The organism is Rhodococcus sp. 21391, from assembly GCF_016772255.1.
Classification (GTDB): Bacteria; Actinomycetota; Actinomycetes; order Mycobacteriales; family Mycobacteriaceae; genus Rhodococcus_F; species Rhodococcus_F opacus.
In genome coordinates this window covers 14,835-38,443 of sequence record NZ_CP063783.1, presented here as the reverse complement: position 1 = coordinate 38,443, position 23,609 = coordinate 14,835, and the positions used below count along the sequence as shown (strand labels likewise).

Sequence of the window (23,609 nt, the reverse complement as noted above, 5' to 3'; positions counted from 1 at the left end):
AATGTCCCTTGACACACCCACGCAGTTCTGGCGCGAACACCTAATCGTGACAGGCCGTACGAGCTGACGGCGGTACAAAATCTCCTGGCCAACTGAGTCATCCGAGCAGACACTTCGGTTCGGGACAGGGCCGATACACCTCCCCTGCGTCAGCTGGCTCCCCATTCCTCCGGGAACGCTGCGCAATGCAGGTCTTACCCCCCGGCCGCTCGGCAATCGGTCGCTCGCAGCGGCGATTCCATGTGGCACCCGGGGTATGCGCGCCACGACGACGGCCTCTTTAACGGCCTGGGCCATGCCCAGTGAATTGCTATACGCCATTGGCCATGCGTGACCAACCAGGACGTTCGAGAACGAGCTGTACCAATCAGTCCAAAGAAGTGGCATATGCGCTGTAAATTGACTTGTACCGAGTGGTCCACTGATGTACTCTCATGTGGCACCTATCACAAGCGAAGGTTGATTTGCCTTGCGGCATAATCGCCATCGCGGAACGACTGCCACCCGATGACATGCAGTGTTCACACCGCTGTCGACAGTCGAAGGTGTTGCGATCTGGGCCGCGGAAGTCCCTCGGCCTATCAACACGAAAGGGCAACGTATGTCGCTCTCAGACCCGGGCTGGGTTGAAAGCACCTCCCGGACAATTGAGGCAGACCCAGAGTTCTCACTTGACGCTCGACAGGCGGTGTTCAATTTCCTTCTCGAAGCCGGAGATCACCGCTATGTAGTGGGGGTCGACAGGGGCCACATCGCTGTTACGGCGAACCCCACTGCGGCCGACTCCTGGGATTTCGCAGTTCGAGGCACGGAAGACGCCTGGCGGCGTTATATCGACAAGGATCCGGACGCCGAATATCGCGATGTGTTCGGAATGTGGCTACAGGGCCCGATGAGCGTCACCGGCGAAATCCGCACGCATGTTGTTTTCGAGGGCGATTATCGCAAGCTGTTCGCCAACCTGCAGCCGCTGTACGTGTACTTGTCGAAGCTTCAGACCAACTAGGAGAACCGATGGCTGTCATTGAACCCATCACCGGGCAGTATGTGTATGTCGAGGTTGACGGGACAACGTACCGAACGTATTTCGAGTCCAATGGGACCGGTATTCCGCTCGTTTGCCTCCACACAGCCGGCGCCGACTCGATCGAGTACCGGCACCTACTCAACGACGAGGATGTAACCCGCGATTTTCGGGTCATTGCCTTCGACATGCCGTACCACGGCCGTTCGCTTCCGCCGGAAGGGTGGTGGAAGGGCGAGTACCGCCTGACGCAGAAGTTCTATATGGACTTCATCATTGCATTCAGCACAGCACTCGATCTCGACAAACCCATCCTCATGGGTTGCTCGATGGGCGGGTACGTGATGCTCGATATCGCGCACGTGCACCCGAACAAGTTCAGCGGGTTGATTGCTCTACAGCCTCGCGCATACGAGCCTGCATGGGCAACGATGACCGACTGGCTGGTGCATCCGGAAGTAAACCCCCACAACGCATCGCGGCCACTTATCCGGAGTCTATCTTCGTCCGAGGCTCCAGAGGAGTACCGGCGGGAAGTCGAATGGATCTACTCGAAGTGCGCTCCGGGCGTTCTCGGTGGTGATTTCCATTTCGCATCGAAGGATCACGACGCAAGGCCGTTCCTTGGTGAGATCGATGCGGAGAAGCAGGGCTTGTACGTGGTTGGTGGAGACCACGACTGGAGCTGCTATCCCGAGCACACGGCCGAGTTGCGGGATGCAGTTGTCGGTTTGAAGAATCAGGAAGTACGGATTCCTCACGTCGGCCACTTCCCGCCCTCCGAACACCCGGCAGCGTTCAAGGAAGCGATCGTCCCAGTGTTGAATGAACTCAAGGCGCGGTACGGGAGAAGTGACCGCATCTAAATCGCAGCAACTGTGATCCAGCCGACCAGCCGGGCCCTTGTTCCAGGCGCCCGGCTGGTCGGTGGCTATCCGGCCGCGAGCCTGGGGCATGCGGCACGAAATTCGAGCAGGTAGCACCGCGCGGTTCTGCCACAATTAGCCATCGATCTGGTATCCGCCTGCTCAAACTCTCCGCGCGTCTCGCCCTGTCATCGACTGATCGAGCAGGGTCGAGTACAGCCAGAACACGGCAAATCCAGATCTTCCACCACTACCGGTGCCCCAAGCAGACAGGCAATGGGTATCGACAACGTCGATAAGATTGGCGTAGTGGCCGTCGGCTTCCTTTCATCTCCTGAAACCTGCGGGCCAGCGCGACGTGGACCTGAGGTCGGGACCGGTGCCGCGCCGCGGGGATCGGTGACGAGGTGGAGTTCGCGACCAACCCGTGTGGCGCAGCGCATGGTCGAGCGCGCGCTCGACGCGAAGGTGCCGTTCTCCTGGCTCACCGCGGACGAGGCATACGGGTTGGTGAAGTACCGGCGGGTGTGGCTCGAGGAACGAGATGTGTCGTACGTGTTGGCCATCCGCCGCAACGACGAGGTTGTTCACCCCGGACGGGCACCGGTCGGGCGGACAAGATGATCGCAGTGATCCCGGCCGAAACAGTGGCGCTGGATCTCTACCGGCGACGGCGCGCACGGCCCGCGGGAGTATTCCTAGGTGCGGGTGCCGATCCGTATTTCGTGGCGCCCGGGGGGCACTGGCTGCTCGCCCGCCGATCGTTGTCGGATCCGACCAAGATCGCGTACTACACCTGCGCTGGCGCCCGGCGGACCACGCTCACCTAACTTGCCGCCGGGTCGCCGGGTCGCGGGGTCGCGGTGGTGGGCGGAGAGATGCTTTCAGCAGGCCAAGAATGAGGCAGGGCTGGACCAGTATCAGGTGCGTACGTACCGGGCGGGGCCTGGTAACGCCCACGTCACCTTGTCGATGCTCGCCCTCGCCTGGCTGGCTGGCTGGCTGGCTGGGACGAAAACCGCAGCGGTAATGAGGGAATCGGGATAGACGATTAGGGCACGATCGGCTAGGTGGTACCCGAGATCCGGCGGCCGCATCTGGTCCTGCGACACGCCCGCCCGACGTGCGCGTCTGGTCCTGGTCACACTGGCGGAGACGCCGACAACACCTGGCCCGATCCTGCCACTGCCAACCCGCGAGCATCTCCCATAAGTGCCGTTGCAGTACTAACCGGGCTTTGCCCCAGCCCGACAAGGCATGTCGAGGTCAGCTCTTGTTTTAACGCAGGCTCACGCAGGGGCCTGCGGTCAGAGTGGCCGACCGCAACCACTTGCTACGCCGATGAATGTCGGCACGACGCGAAGTCCGTATTGAGGTTGCCCCTTGAGAGTGGACACCGGATTTCATGCGGCAACTGACAGCGTCAGACGACGCGATCAGCCGTTGTTCGAACTCCACCGGGGAGAGGTATCCCAGCGCGGAGTGACGGCGACGTCGATTGAAGTACGAGAGCCACTCGAACAGCTCCAGCCGTGCCTGCGACTTCGACGTCCAACTCCGTCCGTGCAGCCACTCCCTCTTGAGTCCTTGGAAGAACGACTCGGCGAGAGCATTGTCGTAACTCGAGCCGACCCGGCCTCGACTCGGGCGGATCCCATGACGGCGGCATACATCGCCGAAAGCCTTTGCGGTGTACTGAGATCCGCGATCGCTATGGAATACGACCCCATGGACATCACCACCGCGGGTGCGCACCGCCATCTCGATCGCGTCCGTGACGAACTCGGTGCGCATATGGTCGGCGATGGACCACCCCACCACCCGACGTGAACAGATGTCGATCACCGTCGCCAAAAACAACCACGACGAGCCCCGTACGTGCGTTTACCGTCGGCCGCGCGGTACAACGCGACCGCGTCTTTCCGGAATTCCTCCGTGTACAGAGACTGGCGTCCCACCTCGACATCCCTCCTGGCTCTCCTAGAACCATTGTCAGGGTGTCCACTCCAAGGGGGCAACCTCAGTATCGGCAGGTCAGGTGCACTGTCCTTGCGGTGGTAATCGGAGACGGTCAAAACACGCGGAAGGTGTCACACTGCTCATGGCCCCAGAGGAGGTCAGACTTTGCCGCGCAGAGGGCTGTCATTCGCGCATAGATGCGGAGGACGGCCATCGCGGTGGCAATTCTCTGCAACGCCGCGGGGAAGGCACAGGGTGTCAGTAATCGTGCTATCGCCACGACTGCATGAAACATTAGGATCGGCATTGGTGCTCCTATAAAAGCTTTCTGCGTACTCAATTTCTGGCTTTCACGAGTCGCGGCGACGATCGGGAGTTGATCCAAATCTGTGTCGGATGATATTGTTGGAGAACGAGTTTGATCGAGAAACCGATTCGGCATGTTGTTGGATTAGACCTCTAAGGCTTGCGGCTTCCTTTGGATCTATATCCAAGCTGAAGCTGTCCAGGATAGAGCGGAGCCTGCGCAAATACTGATCACGTCTCAATCCGAAGTTGACGAGAATCTCCTCATCGGACCCGCCCCCGTAGGGAATCCATATTTTCGCGAAGGCGAGCAGCTCCAATTCTTCCCTGGATGGTTTCATCAGGCTCCTTTGTCGCCAAGTCTTGTAGGATCCGGCCGGACTTTGCGTTTGCGCGGCTGGTCTGGATTGCGTGGCAGATGATGTCGCTCCGTCGGGCACTGATCTGCGACACCAAAGGCCCGATCTGAACGACACCTGTCCGCGCCGATGCGCCGTCAGCGCACGGTTGCGAGGCAGAGCGGATGGGCGGTGTTCTCAGGTGATGGGAAGTTGTCGGACCGCCGCCCGGCGCACCTTGCCCACTTCGGTTCGGGGCAGATCTTGCCGGAAGTCGACGACACGCGGCGCCGCGTAGGGACCGATTCGTCGCGCGACTAGCTTCTTCAGCTCGGTGACGAGATCGTCGTCGCCGACCGCGGTAGCATCGGCGCGAACGACGACCGCCCGGACCACCCCACCGCGGACGGGATCGTCGTACGCAACGGCTGCGGCCTCGGCGACCGCGGGATGCTGCAGGAGTGCGTTCTCGACCTCGACAGGGCTGATGTTGTGTCCCGACGCGATGATCATGTCATCGTCGCGGCCAAGTATCTGCCATCGGCCGTCGTCGTCGGTGACAGCTCGATCCTCGGTGAGAAAGACGTCGCCGCGCCAGCGGTCCGCCCAGAGAGCAGGGGTGTTCTCGTAGCCGCTGGACATCTGGTGCCGGGGGCGTCGCACTGCGATCAGGCCAGGTTCACCGGGGTCCACCGGTTCGCCGTCCCGGTCGGCCAGGAACGTGTCGAATCCCGGAATCGTGGCGGACATCCAGCCCGGGCAGGACCTCGTTTCGGTGCCCTGGGTGTCGCCCAGGAGCATGCCGACCTCGGACAGTCCGTACCCGTTGCGCACGGCGGGTGCACCGGTGCCGGCCCAGGCCGCGGCGACCGCTGCGGTGAGCGGTTCACCGGCAGCGGCGACGGTGCGGAGCGTCGGCGGCACCCCGGCCTGTTCGAAGGTCGCCGTCAGTCGCCGCAGGGCGGCCGGCGCGGTGGTGAGGATCGTGGCCTTCTCTTCCCGGATGACGCGATGCCAGGCCTCGGGGACGAACTTCCCCGAGTACATGACGCGCGGCACGCCCAGCGCCATGACGGCGGCGCCGGTGCTGTACAGCCCGAACGCCCACGCCGGGTCCGACGTCGAGAAGACGACGCTGTCGCGGGTCGCCCCGAGAACGCTCTTCGCGTAGGGCATGACGGAGACGAATGCCGCATGTGTGATCGCGCATGCCTTCGGTGTGCCGGACGTCCCGCTGGTGAACAACAGGGTCGCGGTATCCCCGAGAGCGGTGGTCTCGACTGGCCCATCGGCGTCGACTGCCCACAACTCGGTCCAGAAGGATCTGTCGCCGGACTCAGTGGCGCGGCCGACGACGATCACAGTTGGATCAAGTCCGTGCACAGCCTGTGCCTCCGCCAGGGCGGGACGGTAGCTGTGATCAACGACCACCGCCCGAACTTCGGCCACGCTCAGACGGAGTCCGATCGCCTCGGCAGCGAATCCGCCGAACAGCGGCACGAACACCAGTCCGGCTCGCCATGCCGCCAGGGCAGTGATCCAACTCTCGACCTGCCGAGAGAGCAGGCCGGCGACCCGATCACCCCGTTTTAGCCCTGCATTGGCGAACACGCGTGCTGCCTTGGCGGCGAGACGGTCAAGTTCGTGGTAGGTGAAGTGATCCGCGGCCCCGTCCTCGTGCCGGACGGTGAGCGCGACACGGAAGGGGTCCGCGGCATATCGGGTGCAGATCTCGTGTGCGGTGTTGAAGTCCCCGCCGAATGGGTCGCGGTCCAGAAGGGACTCGATGCCCTTCCACGCGTCGGCGAGGGTGGACGAGGTGACGCTGTCAAGAGACATCAGTAGTTCACCTTTGCAGTTCTTGTAAGAGGGCCAGGACCAGGACAGTGGGGACGCAGTCGCACCACTCGATTGCCGCGCCGACGAGGGATGCGAAGGCAACTCGGAGGATTGCCTCAGGTGGACCTCCAAGTCATTGGTGACTCCAATTCGATCTCCCACTGCCTCGTGTAGACCAGCGCAGGCCGCCGGTTGCACTCACCCGCAGTCATGCAATTCACGATGCGGGCCGAAATTGATCGCAATCGCCGTCACTCAATGTGCCGACTGTCACAGATCTAGCACACCCGCAAAGTGATAGCAAGATTTTTGGACCAATCGATACATTTCTCCTTCTGTGAATCAATCCTTCTTTACCTGCTATAATATGCTCATACTCATCGCTTCTGGACTATTTTTGTATCGGTAGGTACATTCCTGAGCATGAACGAGAATCACGACGATCCCCGCGTCGCGCTGGTCTCCGGCGGTTCCCGCGGCATCGGAGCCGCCGTCACCACGGCCCTGACGCAGCGCGGCTGCCTGGTGGGCTGCACGTACCGGACGAGACGTGAGGACGCCGAGAAGCTCGCCGCGGACGCCCCAGAACAGGTACTCCCGATCCGCTTCGACCTGCACGACGACACCACGGCGCCCACGGCGGTGGAGCGCGTCGTCTCCCACTGGGGACACCTCGATTCGCTCGTCCTGAACGCGGGTCAGTGGTCGGGCGGGCGGCTCGTCGAGACGGACCCGGACGCCTGGTGGAGCGTGATCGAGACGAACCTTCGCGGCACCGTCGCCCTCGCCCGGGCCGCGTTGCCCCACCTCGTGCACGGCAGGTCACCGAGCATCGTGCTGGTGTCGTCGGTCGTGGGCGTGATCGGTCACGCCGGCGACACCGCGTACGCGGGTGCGAAGTCCGCGATGATCGGCTTCGGTCGCTCACTCGCCAAGGAGGTTGCGCGTGACGGCATCCGGGTCAACGTGCTGGCCCCCGGCTTCGTCAGCACGGACATGACCGATGCGGTGCCCGAGTCCGCACGCAGGCGCATCGAACGAGAAACCGTCCTCGGCCGTTTCGGCACCGTCGACGAAATCGCCAAGGCCGCAGTCTTCCTCAGCGAAGACGCCACATTCTGCACAGGATCCGTGCTCACCGTCGACGGCGGCTGGGCACTGTGACTCCCTTCTTGTGACTCCCCAGCTCAAACCTGCACGCAACGAAAGGAACGTCATTATGACCACGACCCTCACCCATTCGGCCGGCATCCCCGAGGCGGAGTATGCACTCCTCCGCGATCGCATCGTCGACGCGATCTGGTCCGAACTCGACCCGCTTGAGAAGCAGATCGAGGACGACGAGCAGGTTCCGCACGATATCGTCATGCCCATCCTCGAGCGGATCGGCGCGCTCGGCCTGCTCGTCCCCCGCGAGTACGGCGGCAGCGGCCTCTCGATCGCCCAGTACCTGCCGATCATCGCCGAGTTCGCCAAGGTCCAGGGCGGGCTCCGGACCATCGTCCACGTACACAACTCCTTCGCCCACGCGCTCTCCGAGATCGGCAGCGATCAGCAGAAGACGGACGTCCTGCCGGGCACGGCCACGGGCCGGAACTCGGTCGCGTTCGCGCTGACGGAACCGGGCTTCGGGACGGGCGCCGACCTCGGGTCGACCGCGGTGCGCGACGGCAACGAGTACGTCCTCAACGGCGAGAAGTGGTTGATCACCAACTCCGACATCGCTTCTCACTTCATCGTCTTCGCGAAGACGACCGCCACCGACGTCTCCGCGTTCCTCGTCCCGCGCGAGACCGACGGTCTCTCGATCGCAGCGCTTCCCGAGACGATGGGATGCAAGGGCACCGACCACGGACGCGTCACCCTCGACTCCGTCCGGGTCCCCGCCACCGCCCTCGTCGGCGTGGAGGGGCAGGGAAACGAGCACCTCGAACGCGCACTGGAGATCAGCCGGGTGTTCATCGCAGCAAGCTCCCTCGGCACGTCCGAGCGCGCCCTCGAACTGTCGATCGCCCACGCGAAGAGCCGTGTCACGTTCGGCAAGCCGATCGGCACACGGCAGGCCATCCAGCGCTACCTCGCGGAGATGGCCACCGACGTCTACGCCCTGCGCGGGATGCTCGCCGACGCGGCGCGGAAGTGGGATGCGGGTGAACGGATACCCGCCGAGGCCAGCATGTGCAAGCTGTTCGGCCTCGAGGCCGTCGGCAGGGTAACCGACCGAGCCCTGCTCATCCACGGCGGGATCGGATACACGCGCGCGCATCCGATCGAACGCCTATACCGAGACGCCCGCCTGAACTGGCTCGAGGAGGGCACGCCCACGATCCAGTACCTGGTCACGGCGGGGCGCCTGCTCGACGGCTACGCCTTCTCCGACACATTCGACCCGCAGTGCTCACAGTGCTGATCGGCGACGCGGTCTCCTCGATGACCAGGCCGCCAGCGGGCGTCTAAACTCACATCTCCAAACAGCGTGGAACAGAGGGGTCCCTGCAAATGAGCGACAAATACGACACCAACCGGGACCGAGTCCTGCAGGTGGCCGCCGAGTTGTTCGCGAAGTCGGGTTACCACGGCACGGGTATCTCCGATTTGGGGACAGCTGTGGGACTGGGCCGGGGCGCGCTGTACCACTACATCGGCAGCAAGGAAACGATCCTTTACGAGATCAGCAGCCGACAACTCGCCCAGATGAATGCCGTCGCCGACGACCTAGCTCTGTCAGAGGCCGATCCCGAGAAGCGGCTGCGAGGCCTGGCCCGCGCACTCATACGCAACATCGCCGACCACCGCGCCGAATGGACGGTGTTCTTCCGCGAGTACAACGCTCTCACCGACGAGCGCCGCGACCGGATCATCGCCGAACGTGAACGCTACGAATCACATTGGCGCAATGCCTTGGAGCACGGAATTCGTGATGGACAGTTCCATCCTCTCCCCCGGCTGATGGTCAAGGGCCTGCTGGGCATGTTCAATTACAGCTACCTCTGGATCACCCCGACCGGCGCCGAAACTCCCGAAGAGATCGCGGACGAATTCCTCGACACCATCATCACCGGAATGCGTGCGCGCCACCCCGGGTAGAAGCACTCGTGGCGGTCACCCGTGGCACCGTCGATCGCATCTCCCCACGTTGAGCCGCGCTTGAGAACACCAATGCCCAGTTCAGCGGCCGGTTTTTTCGTGTGGGCTGTTTGTGGCATTGCAGCTTCAGCTGCAGCAATGGTGCAGGCCTCGCAACACCTGATTTTGCATCTGTAGAACAGTGGCCTCTTCCGGTGGAAGTGCGCGGACGGTCGTCAACGTCGTTGCACATCGCGGAGGTGGCCGCGGCTTGACGGCGGCGCCGGCCTTCCGGATCATCGCTCGTCCACCGCCACTCGGCCGCGTTGCGCGGCTGCACCTCGACGAGAAAACAGTTCGTGCATCACCCTCCGCGATGACTGCAACAAGGTGGAGGCATTCCCCTCCTCGTGCAGCAGCCAGCGCAACGACGTGTGCGTCTGTTGACGATCTGGACGGCACCGTCAACTTGAGTGATAGTCGCAGTGGTGCAGTCGGTTTGGGTTCGTGTTAACCCGGAAATTGTTGGCTAGGTGTGTTGTTCAGGCAGCGGTGGCGGTCGCGGTGATTTCGTTCCACACAGCGAAGCGGGCGGTCATCTCGCGTCGCCAGTCGGATGCCGACAACATGTGCCGCCGCAGCTGGAAGTGCCCCGTGATGCCGGAGAACGCGGCTAGGAACCGTTGTGCCTGCCCAGGTGAGGCGAATCGCTTCATCCGGCGCTCCTGTTGTCGCGTGGGCTGATGCGAGTTCTCGGCCCGATTATTCAGATACTTCGACCGGCGATGCTCGACCGAGGCCAGCATCTCGCGGTGCGCCACTTGGTAGCTGGCCAGCTTGTCGGTCACGAGCACCCTCGGCACGTATCGCAGACCCTTGAGCAGCTTGCGGAAGAACCTCTTGGCGGCCTTGGCGTTTCGACGCGACTGGACGAGAATGTCGAGCACCACGCCGTCCTGGTCGACCGCACGCCACAAATACCTCTGCTCGCCGTTGATCGGGATGAACACTTCATCGAGGTGCCACTTGTCGCCAGGGCGGGGCCGGCGGCGGCGCAGCTCATTGGCATAGGACTGGCCGAACTTCGCGCACCACTGCCGGATCGTCTCGTGCGAGACCACGACGCCGCGTTCGAACATCAGTTCCTGCACGTCACGCAGACTCAACGCGAAGCGGTGATACAGCCACACGCTGTGGCTGATGATCTCCTTCGGGTAGCGGAAGCCCTTGTACGACGAATCTGCGCTGGTCACGGTCACCCATCCTCCCAGCGGTCACCCGCACAGCCAAGTTGACGATGCCATCGATCATGTGCGTAGGCCCAGTGTCGAAAGGGGGTGTGCGAATACTGGCATCGACTTCCACCTGGCGAAGGCTTCCAGACTCGGGCCCGGTGCTTTTCCGTGGCGGGATTGATCGGCTGATTTGGACAGTCCCAGATCGCCGTACCGGAAACGGCGGTCGACTCGCCGTCGTGGCCTCACCGCCCGTCCGTCCGGCTAGTTGGTGGTTGAGGTATGAGGGCCGCGCAGTTAGGAACTCACGGGCTCCGCGCCCTATTTGCGGCGTGACTCATCTCATCGCGGTTCGCAGACAATGGCCATCACCAGATTCCCAGACGGCGTGGTACACCGGTTTCAGGGATTAGGCGTGGCCGCCTTTACCGTCGGAACAGTGGCACCCGGCTCCTCACAGCTTCCTTCGACGTCAAGCGTCGAGTACCAGTGTGGGTGTGCGGGAACGTCCGACGCAGATCATCATCGTCTCGCCCTTCTCACGATCTGCCTGAGAGAGGATCGAATCGTGATGTTCGGGAACTCCGTCGAGCACGCGGGTTTCGCAGGATCCGCAGAAGCCGTCCTCGCAGGAGTACAGGATGTCCGGGTTCGCTTCGAGGACGACTTCGAGCAGGGTGCGGTCAGCGGGCACCTTCAACGTGCAGCCGGTACGGCACAGTTCGACGTCGAATTCGGTGAGCGACTGCCCGTCCGAGGCTTCCGCGGCCGCGGCAGGGTCCGCCCCCACGACGGGAGCGCCGAACCGCTCGAAATGAATCGCCTCGTCACCGAGCACCGGACCGCACACCGACTTCACCGCCTGCAGTAGGCCTTCGGGGCCGCAGCAGTACACGGCGGTGCCGGCCGGAGCCTCGGCCAGGGCGGCTGCCAGGTCGATGTTTCCGGATTCGTCTGAGGGAGAGACGTTCACCTCGCCGAGCCCGCAAAACTCCTCCACGAATGCCATCGTGGCGCGGCTGCGGCCACCGTAGAGTGCGGACCAGCTGGCGTTCTCCCGCGACAGTTGTCGTGCCATCGAAAGAATGGGAGTGACCCCGATTCCACCGGCGATCAGGAGGTAGTGGGGTGCGGGCTCGAGGGCGAAGTGGTTGCGGGGGCCACGCACCGCCAGTAGATCCCCCACCCGGACACTGTCGTGGATTTCCTTCGACCCACCGCGTCCCTCGTCTTCTCTCAGGACGGCGATCCGGTAGGCGGTCTTGTCGGTGGGGTCACCGCAGAGGCTGTACTGCCGAACGGTCCCGGAGGGCAGCACGATGTCGATGTGTGCTCCGGGCTCCCATTCGCCGAGGGCGGCGCCGTCCGGTCGTTCCAGGGTCAGCGACAACACGCCATCGGATTCGAGTCGTTGTTGCCGGACCAGGAGGTGGTTGGTCTCTTGTGTCATTTTCAGATCCTTGGGGTCGAGAGAACTGGCGCGCATGCACCCGCGGTGCGGTATCCCCCCTTGAGGACATCGACGAAGGCGGTGGCGAGATCGACCTGGGTGATGGACACCAGCATGTCGAGTTCCATCCTCAGCACTGCCATCGCTTCGGCGCCTCGCTGGCTGTCCCAGTCCTGCTGATCGACCAGTACGCCGGCGAGCAGGTTGCCCGACTGGCGGGCTGCTTCGGCCATCGTGGTGGCGAAACCGACGGGGACTTGGGGCAGCACCGAGCCGATGAGAATGACCATGTCCGATTCGGTAGCCAACTCGTCGATACGGCGCATGGTGGTGGTGTCGGCGTTGATGTCGCGTACGGCCACCTCGCTCGGCGCGTGCTCGGTGACCACCTGCACCTCGGTCAGCCCCTTCGCAGCCATCTGCTCGACGACTCTGTGACCCGATTCACCTAAGGGCACCAGTAGAATTCGTGCCGCGTAGGACAGTCGGCGTGGTGTCATCTCGCTCATGACAACGTTCCTCGTTTCTGATCGGCCGGACGGCGCAGCTGCGGGCGAATGACGACGTGCGGACTCACCGGCCCCTGTCCGGTGGCCATCCGTCCGAGCATGTTGTCGACCTGGTCCAGGTCGACGTCGACGGAGGGCACGATCTCCAAGCCTGATCGCCCGTCGGCGAGGAGTTCGATGCTGCGTGTGACCGCATCGGGGGAGCGGCCCCGGACACCGACGATCGTGTTGGCGCCGCGTACCAGGGATTTGAGATCTAGTTCGCAGACCGGGGTCGAGCCCAGTCCGCCGATGACGAGCCGGCCCCGCTTGCGCAGCACGCGGGCGGCGGCGGCAACGGCCTCTCCCCCGAGTCCGACGGTGTCGAGTAGTACGTCGGTTCCCTCGCCGCCGGTTGCTCGCAGGATAAGCTCGGGGAGGCTGTGGTTGTTGTTGATCACCGGTACCGCACCGAGTGATTCGGCGATCTCGAGTCGGCCGACCGAGTCCGGCACCCCGATCACGACGATGCGGGCGGCGCCGACGGCTCGGGCCGCGGCTACCGCGGCGATGCCGTGGTAGCCGGGGCCGATGACGACGACGGTGGAGCCTTCCCTGGCGCCGCCGGTGTCGACCGTCCAGTCGAGTGCGTTGGCGAAGGGCTGCGTCCACGCCGCGAGATCCGCGTCGAGAACCGCCGGTAGGCGGTACACGAGACTGTTCGCGCTGAGCTGCATGTATTCGGCGTTGCCGCCGTGCAGGCCGGCCCCGTCGTCCGCCGAGACAAGGCCCACTCGCCGTTTTCCCGAAAACAAATCGGTGTGTGGGCACATGCGGTAGTCCCCGATGCGGCACGCCGGGCAGGCCTCCCGCAGACACGGCAGGTATTCCTCCAACGCGACCCGGTCGCCGGGCCGCACGTCCCACGCGGTCGACTGGGTCTCCTCCACCGACACGACGGTCCCGACGACGTGATGGCCGAGCACGGTGGGCGAGTCCAGTCCGGCCCGATACAGACCGACATCGGTTCCGCACACCGCGGAGGATTCGACTTCGAGCCAGCCCACCGCACCGATTGCCGCGTCGGTGTCGAGGTGGCGGATGGTCGTCGTCGTGTCGGGCATCGACACCGCGGCGCGGACCAGCCTCGGCGGGCGGGCTACCGAGCGCGTCGGTGCGATGTCGATGTCGGCGCTGTTGGTCACGTCGGACTCCTTGTTCTCGTTGCCTGGGTGATCAGATGGAGACGAAGTCTTCGCCCTCGACCATGCGGAGCGCATCCTCGGCGCCCTCCTTGAAGGGCGTCGCTTTCGGCAGCAGGACCGAGGTCGACCGCACACGCTGATGTTCGGGGCTCATCCCGGGCAGGGTCCCCGCCTCGAGCTCTTCGAGCGCGCCGAGCAGCCGGCGCCGGGCCAAGATGATGCCCGCGTCCGAGGTACCGAGCCGTTCCTTCGTGCGATCGCAGATCTCACCCATCGACTCCTGCAGGGAGAAGTCCTGCGCGGCAATGCCCTCGATGCCGGAGAACGTCTTCCTCTGCTTCTGGGCCTCGCGGTCCATCAGGTAGTCGTTGTCCTTGTTGGCCAGCGTCCGGTAGGTCCCGGGGATGTACTTGGCGTGGATGCCATCGCCGTTGCGCATCGACGCGACTTCGTCCTCGCGCAGTTCCCGGGTGGGGTGGTAGTTGATGCTCCACGCCCAGCACGTTTGGTCGTCGATCGGCACCCACGCGTGCCCGCCGAGCGGGTTGTGCGTTCCGAACGGCGGAATGATGGTGTACCAGGGCATGATCCACTGCGTGATCCGCCAGTAGTACTCCTCGTCGTTGGCGTTACGGCGGGCCCCGATGACCAGGCCGCCGTCGCTCTCGGCGACCTCGAACTTCGGTCGGGTGTCGGCCTTGAGGTACTTGTTGCCCTCGGTTCCCGAGTGCATCGGGTCGTCGTCGAGGTTGAACCGGTGGGCGAATGAGACATGACTCGAGTCGATCCCGCCCTCCATCGCCTGCAGGTAGTTCGTCTCCTGCAGTCGCTTCGAGACGAATCGGTGACCCTCGCCGAGCGTCGCCCACTCGAGTTCGGGCAGTTCGGGTTTCAGCTCGGGTGGACCCATGTAGGTCCAGATCACGCCGCCGCGCTCGACACACGGGTACGCCTTCTGCTTGATCCGGGACTTGAACTTCGAGTCCTCCGGCTCGGACGGCATGTCGATGCAGTTGCCTTCGACGTCGTACTTCCAGCCGTGGTATGCGCAGCGCAGTCCGCAGTCCTCATTGCGGCCGAAGTACAGCGAGGCGGTGCGGTGACTGCAGAACTCGTCGAGCAGACCGAGCCGGCCCTGGGTGTCGCGGAATGCGATCAGTTGCTCGCCGAGCAACTTGACCCGGACCGGGGCGCAGTCCGGCTCCGGCAACTCCTCCGCCAGCAACGCCGGGATCCAGTATCGGCGAAAGAGCCGGCCCATCGGCGTATCGGGGCCCGTCTGTACCAGCAGGGTGTTTTGGTCTTGCGTCAGCATGGGAGTCCTTTCGACCTTCCGCGGTCATTTCCGTTCGCATAGCGCGCAGTTGCGCGTAAATTGACCGGTGCGCAAACTCTGACACACACCGCTTCGTAGCGTCAACCATGGGCGGCCTTACCTCCCAGCCCCAAGGGCCGCAGGTCCTCGCCATTTCAGTCACCGAGATGCGTCGAACCCTGCCGCCCGGGATCGCGCACCATCCAACGACGTCTCGACCGAACAGCACGCGCATATGCGCGCAATGCGAACTTCATTAGACTCTCGGTAGTGGGATCCAACGGAGCCACTCAGCGAGTGCAGTCACCGAAGAGGGAGCAGATGACGCGAGCCAGGAGTGCGGTCGACGGCATACCACCGTCGACGCCCGTGCGGCCGGCCCGGCCGAAGGACGCGGTCCAATCACTCGAACGCGCCATCGCGGTGCTGACCACCTTCGACCGCGAGCATCGCGACCTCACGCTGACCGAGGTCGCAGATCGGTGCCGACTTCCCCGCTCCGCGGCGCGGCGATTCCTGCACACGCTCGTCGAACTCGGATTCGTCGAGGTCTCCGGCCGCAAGTTCACCCTGACGCCGCAGGTACTCACGCTGGGCTACGCCAATCTGTCGAGGTTCACCCTGGCCGACGTGTGCCAGCCGCACCTCGAGGCACTTGCGCGAAACCTGGAAACCTCCGCGTCCGTGACCGTGCTCGAAGGCCCGGACATTCGGTACGTCAGCAGGGTGGACGTTGCGTCCGGCATGTCGGTATCCCTGAAGGCGGGTAGCCGCTTACCCGCCCGCCGGACCGCGGCTGGACAGGTGCTGCTGGCCGCACTTCCCGAGTCCGAGCTGAACCGGCATCTCGATGTCACGGCTACCCAGGACCCTCACCCCGCGCTCGCAAAGGACGAGCGCAGTCGACTGGGGCGCGAGTTGGACCTCATTCGCCGTCAGGGCTGGGCCTTCGCCGATCAGGTTCTCGACGTCGGCGTGCAAGCGTTGGCCGTGCCGCTTCGCTCCCGAACCGGCCGCAACATCGGCGCGCTCACCGTATCGATGTACCAAACACACGAACCTGCGCGCACGCTGGTGCCGCGGTACCTTCCCCCGCTCCTCGAAACCGCCGGCCGGATCTCCCTGGAACTGCGCGCCGGAATCGAAATCTGATTGCACGGCCTGCTGCGGGGGCACGCGAACGTCCGCCCAGTCGCCGAGTGAACACGGTTGTTCCATCGGTCTCCCGTTACCCATTGCGACACTTTGGCACGCAAAGCGCCCTGGGGCGGCAACGGTAGGCAACACCCCAGGGCCTGTGACACTTGCGTCCGAAGATAGAATGCTTGAACGCTATGCGGACGCCTGGATGAGGCGACCGTGCGCATCGTCGCGCGGCAATAGGACTGTCGATGGAGTACCTGCAGTGAACAACCGCGATTTCCGAGGATTGCTGCCGCTGCTGACTGCGGCCATGGCCATCGGGCCGCTGCTGACCTACGGGCTGAGTTCGACCAGTGCGCTGGTCATCGACTCGCTCGGTATCACCGCCGTGCAGTTTGGGATGCTTGCCACGCTCACCTTCCTGACGGCGGCTGCCCTGTCCCTGACCTTCGGCCGGTTCAGTGATCGCTTCCCCGCTCGCGCACTGCTCGTCACGGTATTCGCGGGCGCCGCACTCTCGTTCGTCGTCGCGGCGCTGTCGACGAACTACCTGTGGTTACTGGCAGCCATGGCCTTGTCCGGGGCAGCGCAGGCTCTGTCGAACCCCGTCACCAATCGCGTGATCAGCGACCACGCCCCACCGGCCAAGCGGTCACCCTGGATCGGAGTAAAGCAGTCGGGGGTGCAGGCCAGTCAACTCGCTGCCGGCATCGGATGCCCAACACTGGCGCTTACCTGGGGATGGCGAGGCCCGCTGTGGGTCGGCGCCGCCATCGCGGGCATCTCGGCCGTCCTGGCCTGGCGTTTCGCACCGTCTCGTGCTTGTTCGCGTCGGTCGGCGGGCGCGCCCGAGTTCGCTCCACCGTCCTCCGGCCGTACCGAGCACCGATCGCTGCCCCCGGCCATCTGGCTATTCGCCGCCTACGCCTTGTTCTCCGGCGCCGCCCTTCAAGCCACCAACGTCTATCTTCCGCTGTTCGCGCACGACGAGATGGGCTTGAACCTGACCGTGGCCGGGCTCACCGCAGCGGCTGCCGGCCTGATCGGTGTCACCGCGCGGATCGGCTGGGGCCGGGCGCTGGCCGGGAAAACCGGCCCCTTCGTCCTGCTGTTGATCCTCGCATCGGGCTCCACGCTCGGCGCACTCGCCCTACTCGGCGCCCAGCTTCTGGGATGGCTTCCTCTACTGTGGCTCGGCGTCGGCGTCCACGGCGCGACTGCGCTCGCGGCCAACGTGGTCTTGATGGCCGGCGCGCTCCGCGTAGTTCAGACCAGCGCCGTGGGCCGCGCCTCGAGTGCCATCGCGGTCGGGATGTACCTCGGATTCGCCTGCGGGCCCGCGCTGATGGGACTGCTGTCCGACCACACCGGCGGATTCGCGACCGGCTGGTCAGCTGCGGTGGCGCTGTACACGGTATGCATCGCTCTCAGCCTCTGGGGGATCCGCGGTTCCGATGCACACACCCAGTCGGCAGCACCCCGCGAAGTAGATAGGTTGAGCCTGTGAGCGAGAACGAAGCAACGACGATGCCGCCGGAACCGAACCGCGATCACGTTCAAGCTCTCGGCCGGGGGCTCGAGGTACTCAAACTGTTCGGCCGAGAACGCCGCCCACTGTCGGTCACCGAGGTCGCGACCCTCGCCGGCATCACGCGCACCGCGGCCAGGCGGTTCGTGCTGACACTGGAGTACATGGGCTACCTGTCCTACGACGGCACCGCCTACACCGTCCGCCCCGCGGTACTCGAGATCGGTGATGCCTACGTCCTGAGCAGCAGCCTTCCCGATATCGTCCGGCCCTATCTCGAGCGCCTGGCCGAGCAGACGCAGGAGACGGCGTCGCTCACCGTGCTGCACCGCGACACGATCTTCTACGTCGACCGGGTCCAGGCCGACCGGGTCCTCACAGTCGAGATCGTGGTCGGGACGAGTCTGCCGGCCTACGCCGTCGCCACCGGCCGGGTGCTCCTGTCGGACCGCACGGATGCCGAACTCGACGCCTATCTGGCGACCGTGAACACCCACAGCTACACCGAAGCCACGACGATCGACACCACCGAACTGCGCGCGAAGATCATCGATGCCCGCAACGAGGGATGGTCGCTGGCGGACGAGGAACTCACCGAGGGGGTCCGTTCGATTGCCGTGCCCATTCGCGACGCCGAAGGCCACGCAGTCGCGGCCCTCAACGTCTCCGCCCAGTCATCACGTGTCTCACTCGACCACATGAGGGGATCAATTCTCACCGCACTCCAGAAAGCAGCCGCGCAGATTCGCGAGGAGCTTCCGGGAATCTGAAGACTCGTCGGCGGTCGCGCGCCGTTTCTCGACGGCGACAGCCGCACGACTGAAGTGCGGCGCGGCGACGACATGGCCGGTCCGCGTGGCGTCCAATGGCGTGAGCAGTACAAGCAGTTCACGTCCGCATGGCGCGCAATTGATCAACAAACGGACGGAACTGTTGTGTGAACACGATCACCTTGATAGAACAGGTGTAGCGCCCGACCGGTCCAAGGTGACTAGCCCTCAACTTTTCAGCGCCGCGCCCCCGCATGACATTCACAGCCCAGCTTCACACTTCAACTGCGCCAAAGCTATTCAACTAAACGGCAACGATCCTCTGCGACGCGTTCCGGGTTGCAGCCCAGCCCCGAGACCCTGAGCAATCGCGCCGAGACCAGACAGGAACGACCTCGTGCAGACAATCTCCGCATCCCCTGATCAGCAGGTACGCAACCGGTATCGGTGGGTAGTACTCGTGCTCTGCTGGCTCGCCTTCACCATGACCTCCGTCGATCGCTCCACCTGGGGTCCGGCGTCGGTCTTCGTCGGCGAGGATCTCGGCGTGCCACTCGCCAGCCTCGGCGTGTTCGCCACCGCGTACTACATCGGATACGTCTGCTCCAACGCCCTCACCGGGGTCCTGTCCGACCGATTCGGTGGCCGCGAGGTGGTCACCGCGTCGCTTGTCGGCGCAGGTGTCTTCATGATGGTCTTCGGATCAACCACCTCTGCCGCGATCGGCATCGGCGTGCAGGCAGTCGTCGGTTTCTTCGCCGGCGCGGATTACGCCGCGGGCGTCAAACTCCTTGCAAGCTGGTTCAAGCCCAAAGAACTCGGCAAGGTCATGGGACTGTTCACCTCCGCCACCTCACTCGGCACCGTCATCGCCAACACCGTCGTCCCATGGATGATCAACCACTACAGCTGGCACACCTCCTACCATCTTTTCGGTGCCATCTCGGTCGTGACCGCAGTCGCCTGCTACGTAATCATCCGACCGGGACCGGTTGCCAACAGGCTCGCTACGGCAGGCGCAGGCAAGCGCCCCTCCGCCTGGAAGACACTGACCACCAACCGTGACCTGATGTTGCTCTCACTCGCGGGGTTCGGCGGCTTCTGGGGCACCTACGGATTCGTCACCTGGTCTAACGCCCTCCTCATCAAAGGACACGGAGTCTCCGGCACCACCGCCGGATTCATCGTGGCCATCTTCGCGGGCGTGGCGGTCGTCAGCAAACCCCTCATCGGAATGCTCGGCGACCGAGTAGGCAGCGCCCGAAAGCCCGCAATCGTCATTCTCGCGCTATTCGCCGTCATCCTGATCTTCTTCGGCACACTGGACAACGTCCCTGCACTCCTCATCGCGGCACCCATCCTCGGCCTGGTCGGATACGGATACCTGCCGTTGATCGTTGCGATGATTCCCCGCCTGGTCTCGAGCGAGGTCACCGGTACCGCCGCCGGCGCCTCCAACGCCTTCTGGCAGATCGCAAGCACCCTCGTTCCCCTCGCGATCGGCGCAGTCTTCTCTGCCACCGGCTCGTTCCTGGCAGCGTTCACCGCTCTGGCCGTCGGACCGATCATCGGCGCGGCCGTCCTCTACTTCGTCGACGAGGACGGCGGAATGATCGCGGTCGCCGACCCGGCACCGGAACCTCCCGACACCACCACACACTGATACCCACTTCCCAACGACACGACGGACTCCCGAGGGAGTCCGTCGTGTCGTTGGTTGCAGCGCACTCGGGCGTGATCGTCGTTAGCCGGCGCGGCGGCAAGTTCCCGGGACTCGTCGCAACGGTGTGTCCGAGTTCGCGAAATCCAGGGTGCGGACCCGGTAGTCATATCCCTCGTCGGCGTTGTTGCGGACCATGACTCCGCCCTTGTCCCGGACGACCGCTGTCTTCGGAGTTCCGGCCACCTCCGGCTGACTCGAACAGACGTACAGCCGATTTCGTTGCGGACGCCGAGCACCAGCTCGCCGGCCTCGGGCACCCCAATCCCCGACTGACCACCGATCACGAAATCGTCTCCGCCAGCTGCGCGCCGCACTGCTCCAACTCTGGAATCTCTGAACTACTGCAACCATTGGGAACGACATGTCCCCCACCAGCGGCTCACCGACATCGCGCCCGGACCTGACCGCCCGCCGCCGCATCCTCGCATTCCGCAAGGGGCTTCCTCGCCGTGGCCGGGCCGTCAGATGGCAGCGGTGAACCGGCAGAGCTCTCTTCTGGGGGCAGCTTGGTGCACCCAGAAAGTGCGTGGGCCGTGGGCCCTAAGACAGGTGGCCGTTCACCCGGCGTGGGATACCCCACGGGTTCGCGTCGACGAGTGCGGGAGGCAGATGCGCTTCATGCACCGATTGGTATGCGACCGGCCGCAGGAACCTCCGAATCGCGGTAGCGCCGACTGACGTGTGAACGGAGTTGGTGGCCGGGTAGGGGCCACCGTGGTGTTGGGCCCAACTGACGGCGACACCGGTGGGCCATCCATTCGAGATGACGCGCCCCGCGTAGCGCGCAAGCGCGTCGAGCAGTGCTGCGGCATCGGGGTCATCGTCGGTGCCGTGGACGGTCGCCGTCAGCGTGCCCGGCAGGACAGCCATCGTCGCGTCGAGTTCCGCGATCGATGTGTAAGTCACGATCAATCCGAACGGACCGAAGCACTCTTTGAGCAGGGCTTCTGGGCTTCGATGCAACGCCCGAGCGTCGGTCACGCCGATCACCGGGCGGACCGACAGATCGTCCAGATCGCTCTGCTCGGGTGATGACACCGGCCGAACGTCCGGGTGCTCGAGGATCTCCCGGGACACATCGAGGAAGGATTTGCGAATTCCTTTGTGCAACAGACGGAATGAATCTTCTGCGATCGCGGTTCGGACGAGCCATTCGATCGAACTCTGGTCGGGGACGAACAGAATCCCCGGTTTGGTACAGAACTGACCGGCGCCGAGGAGTAGTGATTCGAGGAATTGGCCCGCGATCTTTCCCGACCGTTCCGCAGCCGCAGCAGGTGTCACGAACACCGGGTTGATACTGCCGAGCTCGCCGTAGAACGGGATAGGGTGCGGCCGACCGGCTGCCAGATCTGCCAGAGCCCGGCCACCCGATGTCGAACCGGTGAACCCGACGGCCGTGATGCGCGGATCCTGAACGAGCAGACGTCCGATGGCGGCGCCCCGCACTACCCCGAACGTGCCGTCTGGGGCGCCGCCCGCACGAAGTCCCTCGTCGATCGCCCGCGCGTAGGCGGCGGTCAATCGAGGCTGAGCGGGATGTGCTTTCGCGACGACGGGACAGCCGGCGGCCAACGCCGAAGCGGTATCTCCACCGCCGAGCCCGAACGCGAACGGAAAGTTACTCGCACCGAACACCGCGGCGGGTCCCGTGGGTACAAGCATCCGCCGCAGATCGGGGCGCGGAGCGGGTAGCGCGTCCGGATCTGCTGTGTCGATGATGGCCTCCAGCCAGGAGCCCTCCTCGACGACATCGGCGAACATTCGAAGCTGCATCGTGGTCCGCGAGACCTCGCCGCGAAGGCGCGCCTCGGGAAGCGAACTGTCGGCGGCCGCCAGCGGCACCAGTTCCGCGCCGTTTGCGTCGAGTGCGTCGGCCATCGACCGCAGAATCTGTGCCCGCCGGCTCGGGTCTGTTCGGGCGAGTGACGTCGCGGCGGTCTCCGCGGCCGAGAGAATCCGCTCGTAATCCTCTGTGTTGGTGTCTGGAAGGGTCTCTATCGCAGTGGTTTCCATTGCTATTCCTGTCAAGTTCGGAGCGTCCCGTGCTGAGGATGTGGGCCTCAGTGTGCGGGAGAACGAGTGTGACGCCATACCTCCACATGGAGATGGTGTGAGTGCAGTCACGAGGCCAGGATTGGCATCACACGAGGTACCGAATGACTTTGGAGGACGACGATGACCGCAACGACGGGCCCACTTGCGGGGGTTCGGGTACTGGATATGACACGTCTGGCACCCGGACCGTACGCGAGCATGCTGCTCGCGGATCTCGGTGCAGACGTGATCGCGATCGGTGGTGGTCGTTCCGGGCTTCCGGTGCCGGCACTGTCTCGAGGCAAGGAATTCATATCGCTGGATCTCAAGACCGAGGACGGCCGCCAGGCGCTGCGAACGCTCGTCTCGGAAGCTGACATTTTCATGGAGGGATTCCGGCCCGGTGTTGCGGACAGGCTGGGCGCCGGCTATGCGGAACTGTCGGCCCTCAATCCGGGACTCGTCTACTGCAGCGTGACGGGCTACGGCCAGGACGGACCGATGGCGCAACGCGCCGGTCACGACATCAACTACCTCGCGATCGGGGGTGCCCTCGGTACCTTCGGCCCATCGGATCAACCGCCGGTCCCGCCTTTGAACCTGGTCGCCGACTTCGCGGGAGGTGGGTTGCTGTCGGCCTTCGGCATTCTGGGCGCGTTGTACGACAGGACTCGAACAGGCAAGGGCCGGTATATCGATTCCGCCATGGTCGACGGCGTCCTGTCGATGATGGGAATGAACTTCGTCGATTGGCAGACGCCGACGCTGCCCGGCCGCGGACGTGGCGTACTGGTCGGGTCGATGCCGTTCTATCGGTGCTATCGCTGTTCCGATGGTCGATACGTCGCGGTGGGTGCCCTGGAGGTGGCATTTTTCGAGCGATTGTGGACCACCCTCGACCTCGGAGCCGTACCGAATCATTTCGACGAGTCCACCTGGGACCTCATCGAGAAGTCGCTGACCGCCGAGTTCGAGAAGAAGACGATGGTGGAGTGGACCGCGGTGTTCGCCGACGTGGATGCGTGCGTGACACCGGTGCTCGAACCGCATGAGCTGTCCACGTTCGACCAGATCGTGGCTAGGGATCCGGGATTCGCACTGGATTCGGTCCCGGTGGTCCCCGTGTTCTCCGGCGGACCGAAACGGCGCGTCACCGACACCCGCGTCAAGACCGAAGAAGTCCTGCGCCGCGCCGGACTTCCCGAAGATGTCGCCGGCCGTGCCGCCGCCGACGGCGTCCCACCCTCCGTGACGGGTCTGAGCTGGCCACCGCTGTGACCGTCGACTCCCGAATCATCACATTCCCCGCAGACACCA

The 23,609-nt window shown here is 64.2% G+C and carries 17 protein-coding genes and 3 pseudogenes; 11 read left to right on the top strand and 9 right to left on the bottom strand.

Features of this window, described 5'->3' with window-relative positions:
* The first annotated feature begins 517 nt into the window (after window positions 1-517).
* From GO592_RS42230 to GO592_RS42220, 3 genes and pseudogenes are all read left to right on the top strand, one after another.
* The gene (locus GO592_RS42230) at window positions 518-1,006 is read left to right on the top strand and encodes a hypothetical protein (protein ID WP_237720350.1); all 489 of its coding nucleotides are present in this window, start codon (window positions 518-520) and stop codon (window positions 1,004-1,006) included.
* 8 nt (window positions 1,007-1,014) lie between these two features.
* Window positions 1,015-1,890 carry an alpha/beta fold hydrolase gene (locus GO592_RS42225; RefSeq protein WP_007295868.1) on the top strand — a complete coding sequence of 292 codons (876 nt, stop codon included), beginning with the start codon at window positions 1,015-1,017 and terminating at the stop codon, window positions 1,888-1,890.
* A 371-nt stretch (window positions 1,891-2,261) separates the two neighbouring features.
* Window positions 2,262-2,937, top strand: a pseudogene (locus GO592_RS42220) (IS701 family transposase); the annotation flags it as partial.
* A gap of 356 nt (window positions 2,938-3,293) precedes the next feature.
* Here the strand turns inward: GO592_RS42220 and GO592_RS42215 are convergent.
* Both GO592_RS42215 and GO592_RS42210 read right to left on the bottom strand, forming a co-directional pair.
* Window positions 3,294-3,762, bottom strand: a pseudogene (locus GO592_RS42215) (IS3 family transposase); the annotation flags it as partial.
* Window positions 3,763-4,691: 929 nt separating this feature from the next.
* A complete protein-coding gene (locus tag GO592_RS42210; RefSeq protein ID WP_007296696.1) occupies window positions 4,692-6,332 on the bottom strand; it encodes an AMP-binding protein in 1,641 nt (546 codons plus the stop codon).
* 423 nt (window positions 6,333-6,755) lie between these two features.
* On the opposite strand from GO592_RS42210, the gene GO592_RS42205 reads away from it, so the two are divergent.
* The 3 genes from GO592_RS42205 to GO592_RS42195 all read left to right on the top strand — a co-directional run bounded on the left by GO592_RS42205 (window position 6,756) and on the right by GO592_RS42195 (window position 9,419).
* Window positions 6,756-7,496, top strand: a complete 741-nt coding sequence (locus tag GO592_RS42205) for an SDR family NAD(P)-dependent oxidoreductase (RefSeq protein WP_007296697.1) — start codon at window positions 6,756-6,758, stop codon at window positions 7,494-7,496.
* 55 nt (window positions 7,497-7,551) lie between these two features.
* Window positions 7,552-8,742, top strand: a complete 1,191-nt coding sequence (locus GO592_RS42200; protein WP_007296698.1) for an acyl-CoA dehydrogenase family protein — start codon at window positions 7,552-7,554, stop codon at window positions 8,740-8,742.
* A gap of 89 nt (window positions 8,743-8,831) precedes the next feature.
* A complete protein-coding gene (locus GO592_RS42195) occupies window positions 8,832-9,419 on the top strand; it encodes a TetR/AcrR family transcriptional regulator (protein WP_007296699.1) in 588 nt (195 codons plus the stop codon).
* Window positions 9,420-9,940: 521 nt separating this feature from the next.
* On the opposite strand, the gene GO592_RS42190 is transcribed toward GO592_RS42195, so the two are convergent.
* The 5 genes from GO592_RS42190 to GO592_RS42170 all read right to left on the bottom strand — a co-directional run bounded on the left by GO592_RS42190 (window position 9,941) and on the right by GO592_RS42170 (window position 15,091).
* On the bottom strand, window positions 9,941-10,657 hold the full coding sequence (locus tag GO592_RS42190; RefSeq protein WP_420228095.1) for an IS6 family transposase: 717 nt from the start codon (window positions 10,655-10,657) through the stop codon (window positions 9,941-9,943).
* A gap of 448 nt (window positions 10,658-11,105) precedes the next feature.
* Window positions 11,106-12,083: a PDR/VanB family oxidoreductase gene (locus GO592_RS42185; RefSeq protein WP_007296701.1), complete on the bottom strand. Its 978-nt coding sequence runs from the start codon at window positions 12,081-12,083 to the stop codon at window positions 11,106-11,108.
* A 2-nt stretch (window positions 12,084-12,085) separates the two neighbouring features.
* Window positions 12,086-12,592: a hypothetical protein gene (locus GO592_RS42180; RefSeq protein ID WP_007296702.1), complete on the bottom strand. Its 507-nt coding sequence runs from the start codon at window positions 12,590-12,592 to the stop codon at window positions 12,086-12,088.
* Window positions 12,589-13,776, bottom strand: a complete 1,188-nt coding sequence (locus tag GO592_RS42175; protein ID WP_007296703.1) for a zinc-dependent alcohol dehydrogenase — start codon at window positions 13,774-13,776, stop codon at window positions 12,589-12,591. The genes GO592_RS42180 and GO592_RS42175 overlap by 4 nt, the downstream gene beginning before the upstream one ends.
* Window positions 13,777-13,807: 31 nt before the next feature.
* Window positions 13,808-15,091 (bottom strand): Rieske 2Fe-2S domain-containing protein, encoded by a 1,284-nt coding sequence (locus GO592_RS42170; RefSeq protein ID WP_007296704.1) that lies wholly within the window; start codon window positions 15,089-15,091, stop codon window positions 13,808-13,810.
* Window positions 15,092-15,412: 321 nt separating this feature from the next.
* Here GO592_RS42170 and GO592_RS42165 point away from each other — a divergent pair, with 321 nt between their 5' ends.
* The 4 genes from GO592_RS42165 (at window position 15,413) to GO592_RS42150 (ending at window position 20,195) form a co-directional block, all read left to right on the top strand.
* The gene (locus GO592_RS42165; RefSeq protein WP_007296705.1) at window positions 15,413-16,243 is read left to right on the top strand and encodes an IclR family transcriptional regulator domain-containing protein; all 831 of its coding nucleotides are present in this window, start codon (window positions 15,413-15,415) and stop codon (window positions 16,241-16,243) included.
* 253 nt (window positions 16,244-16,496) lie between these two features.
* Window positions 16,497-17,741: an MFS transporter gene (locus GO592_RS42160; protein WP_007296706.1), complete on the top strand. Its 1,245-nt coding sequence runs from the start codon at window positions 16,497-16,499 to the stop codon at window positions 17,739-17,741.
* Window positions 17,738-18,532: an IclR family transcriptional regulator domain-containing protein gene (locus tag GO592_RS42155; protein WP_007296707.1), complete on the top strand. Its 795-nt coding sequence runs from the start codon at window positions 17,738-17,740 to the stop codon at window positions 18,530-18,532. The genes GO592_RS42160 and GO592_RS42155 overlap by 4 nt, the downstream gene beginning before the upstream one ends.
* 397 nt (window positions 18,533-18,929) lie before the next feature.
* Window positions 18,930-20,195, top strand: coding sequence for an MFS transporter (locus GO592_RS42150; RefSeq protein ID WP_007296708.1), 1,266 nt, complete (start codon window positions 18,930-18,932; stop codon window positions 20,193-20,195).
* Window positions 20,196-20,257: 62 nt separating this feature from the next.
* Here the strand turns inward: GO592_RS42150 and GO592_RS42145 are convergent.
* Window positions 20,258-20,501: pseudogene (locus GO592_RS42145) on the bottom strand (hypothetical protein); the annotation flags it as partial.
* 294 nt (window positions 20,502-20,795) lie between these two features.
* Window positions 20,796-22,271: an aldehyde dehydrogenase (NADP(+)) gene (locus GO592_RS42140; RefSeq protein WP_007296710.1), complete on the bottom strand. Its 1,476-nt coding sequence runs from the start codon at window positions 22,269-22,271 to the stop codon at window positions 20,796-20,798.
* Window positions 22,272-22,433: 162 nt separating this feature from the next.
* Between GO592_RS42140 and GO592_RS42135 the strand changes: the two genes are divergently transcribed.
* Window positions 22,434-23,570: a CaiB/BaiF CoA transferase family protein gene (locus tag GO592_RS42135; protein WP_082324892.1), complete on the top strand. Its 1,137-nt coding sequence runs from the start codon at window positions 22,434-22,436 to the stop codon at window positions 23,568-23,570.
* Window positions 23,571-23,609: the final 39 nt, after the last annotated feature.

What these genes read in the sequence shown, in the direction of transcription:
- GO592_RS42225 (WP_007295868.1), top strand. Translation starts at nt 1,015, where the DNA reads ATGGCTGTCATTGAACCCATCACCGGGCAGTATGTGTATGTCGAGGTT.
- GO592_RS42210 (WP_007296696.1), bottom strand. Translation starts at nt 6,332, where the DNA reads ATGTCTCTTGACAGCGTCACCTCGTCCACCCTCGCCGACGCGTGGAAG.
- GO592_RS42205 (WP_007296697.1), top strand. Translation starts at nt 6,756, where the DNA reads ATGAACGAGAATCACGACGATCCCCGCGTCGCGCTGGTCTCCGGCGGT.
- GO592_RS42200 (WP_007296698.1), top strand. Translation starts at nt 7,552, where the DNA reads ATGACCACGACCCTCACCCATTCGGCCGGCATCCCCGAGGCGGAGTAT.
- GO592_RS42195 (WP_007296699.1), top strand. Translation starts at nt 8,832, where the DNA reads ATGAGCGACAAATACGACACCAACCGGGACCGAGTCCTGCAGGTGGCC.
- GO592_RS42185 (WP_007296701.1), bottom strand. Translation starts at nt 12,083, where the DNA reads ATGACACAAGAGACCAACCACCTCCTGGTCCGGCAACAACGACTCGAA.
- GO592_RS42180 (WP_007296702.1), bottom strand. Translation starts at nt 12,592, where the DNA reads ATGAGCGAGATGACACCACGCCGACTGTCCTACGCGGCACGAATTCTA.
- GO592_RS42170 (WP_007296704.1), bottom strand. Translation starts at nt 15,091, where the DNA reads ATGCTGACGCAAGACCAAAACACCCTGCTGGTACAGACGGGCCCCGAT.
- GO592_RS42165 (WP_007296705.1), top strand. Translation starts at nt 15,413, where the DNA reads ATGACGCGAGCCAGGAGTGCGGTCGACGGCATACCACCGTCGACGCCC.
- GO592_RS42140 (WP_007296710.1), bottom strand. Translation starts at nt 22,271, where the DNA reads ATGGAAACCACTGCGATAGAGACCCTTCCAGACACCAACACAGAGGAT.
- GO592_RS42135 (WP_082324892.1), top strand. Translation starts at nt 22,434, where the DNA reads ATGACCGCAACGACGGGCCCACTTGCGGGGGTTCGGGTACTGGATATG.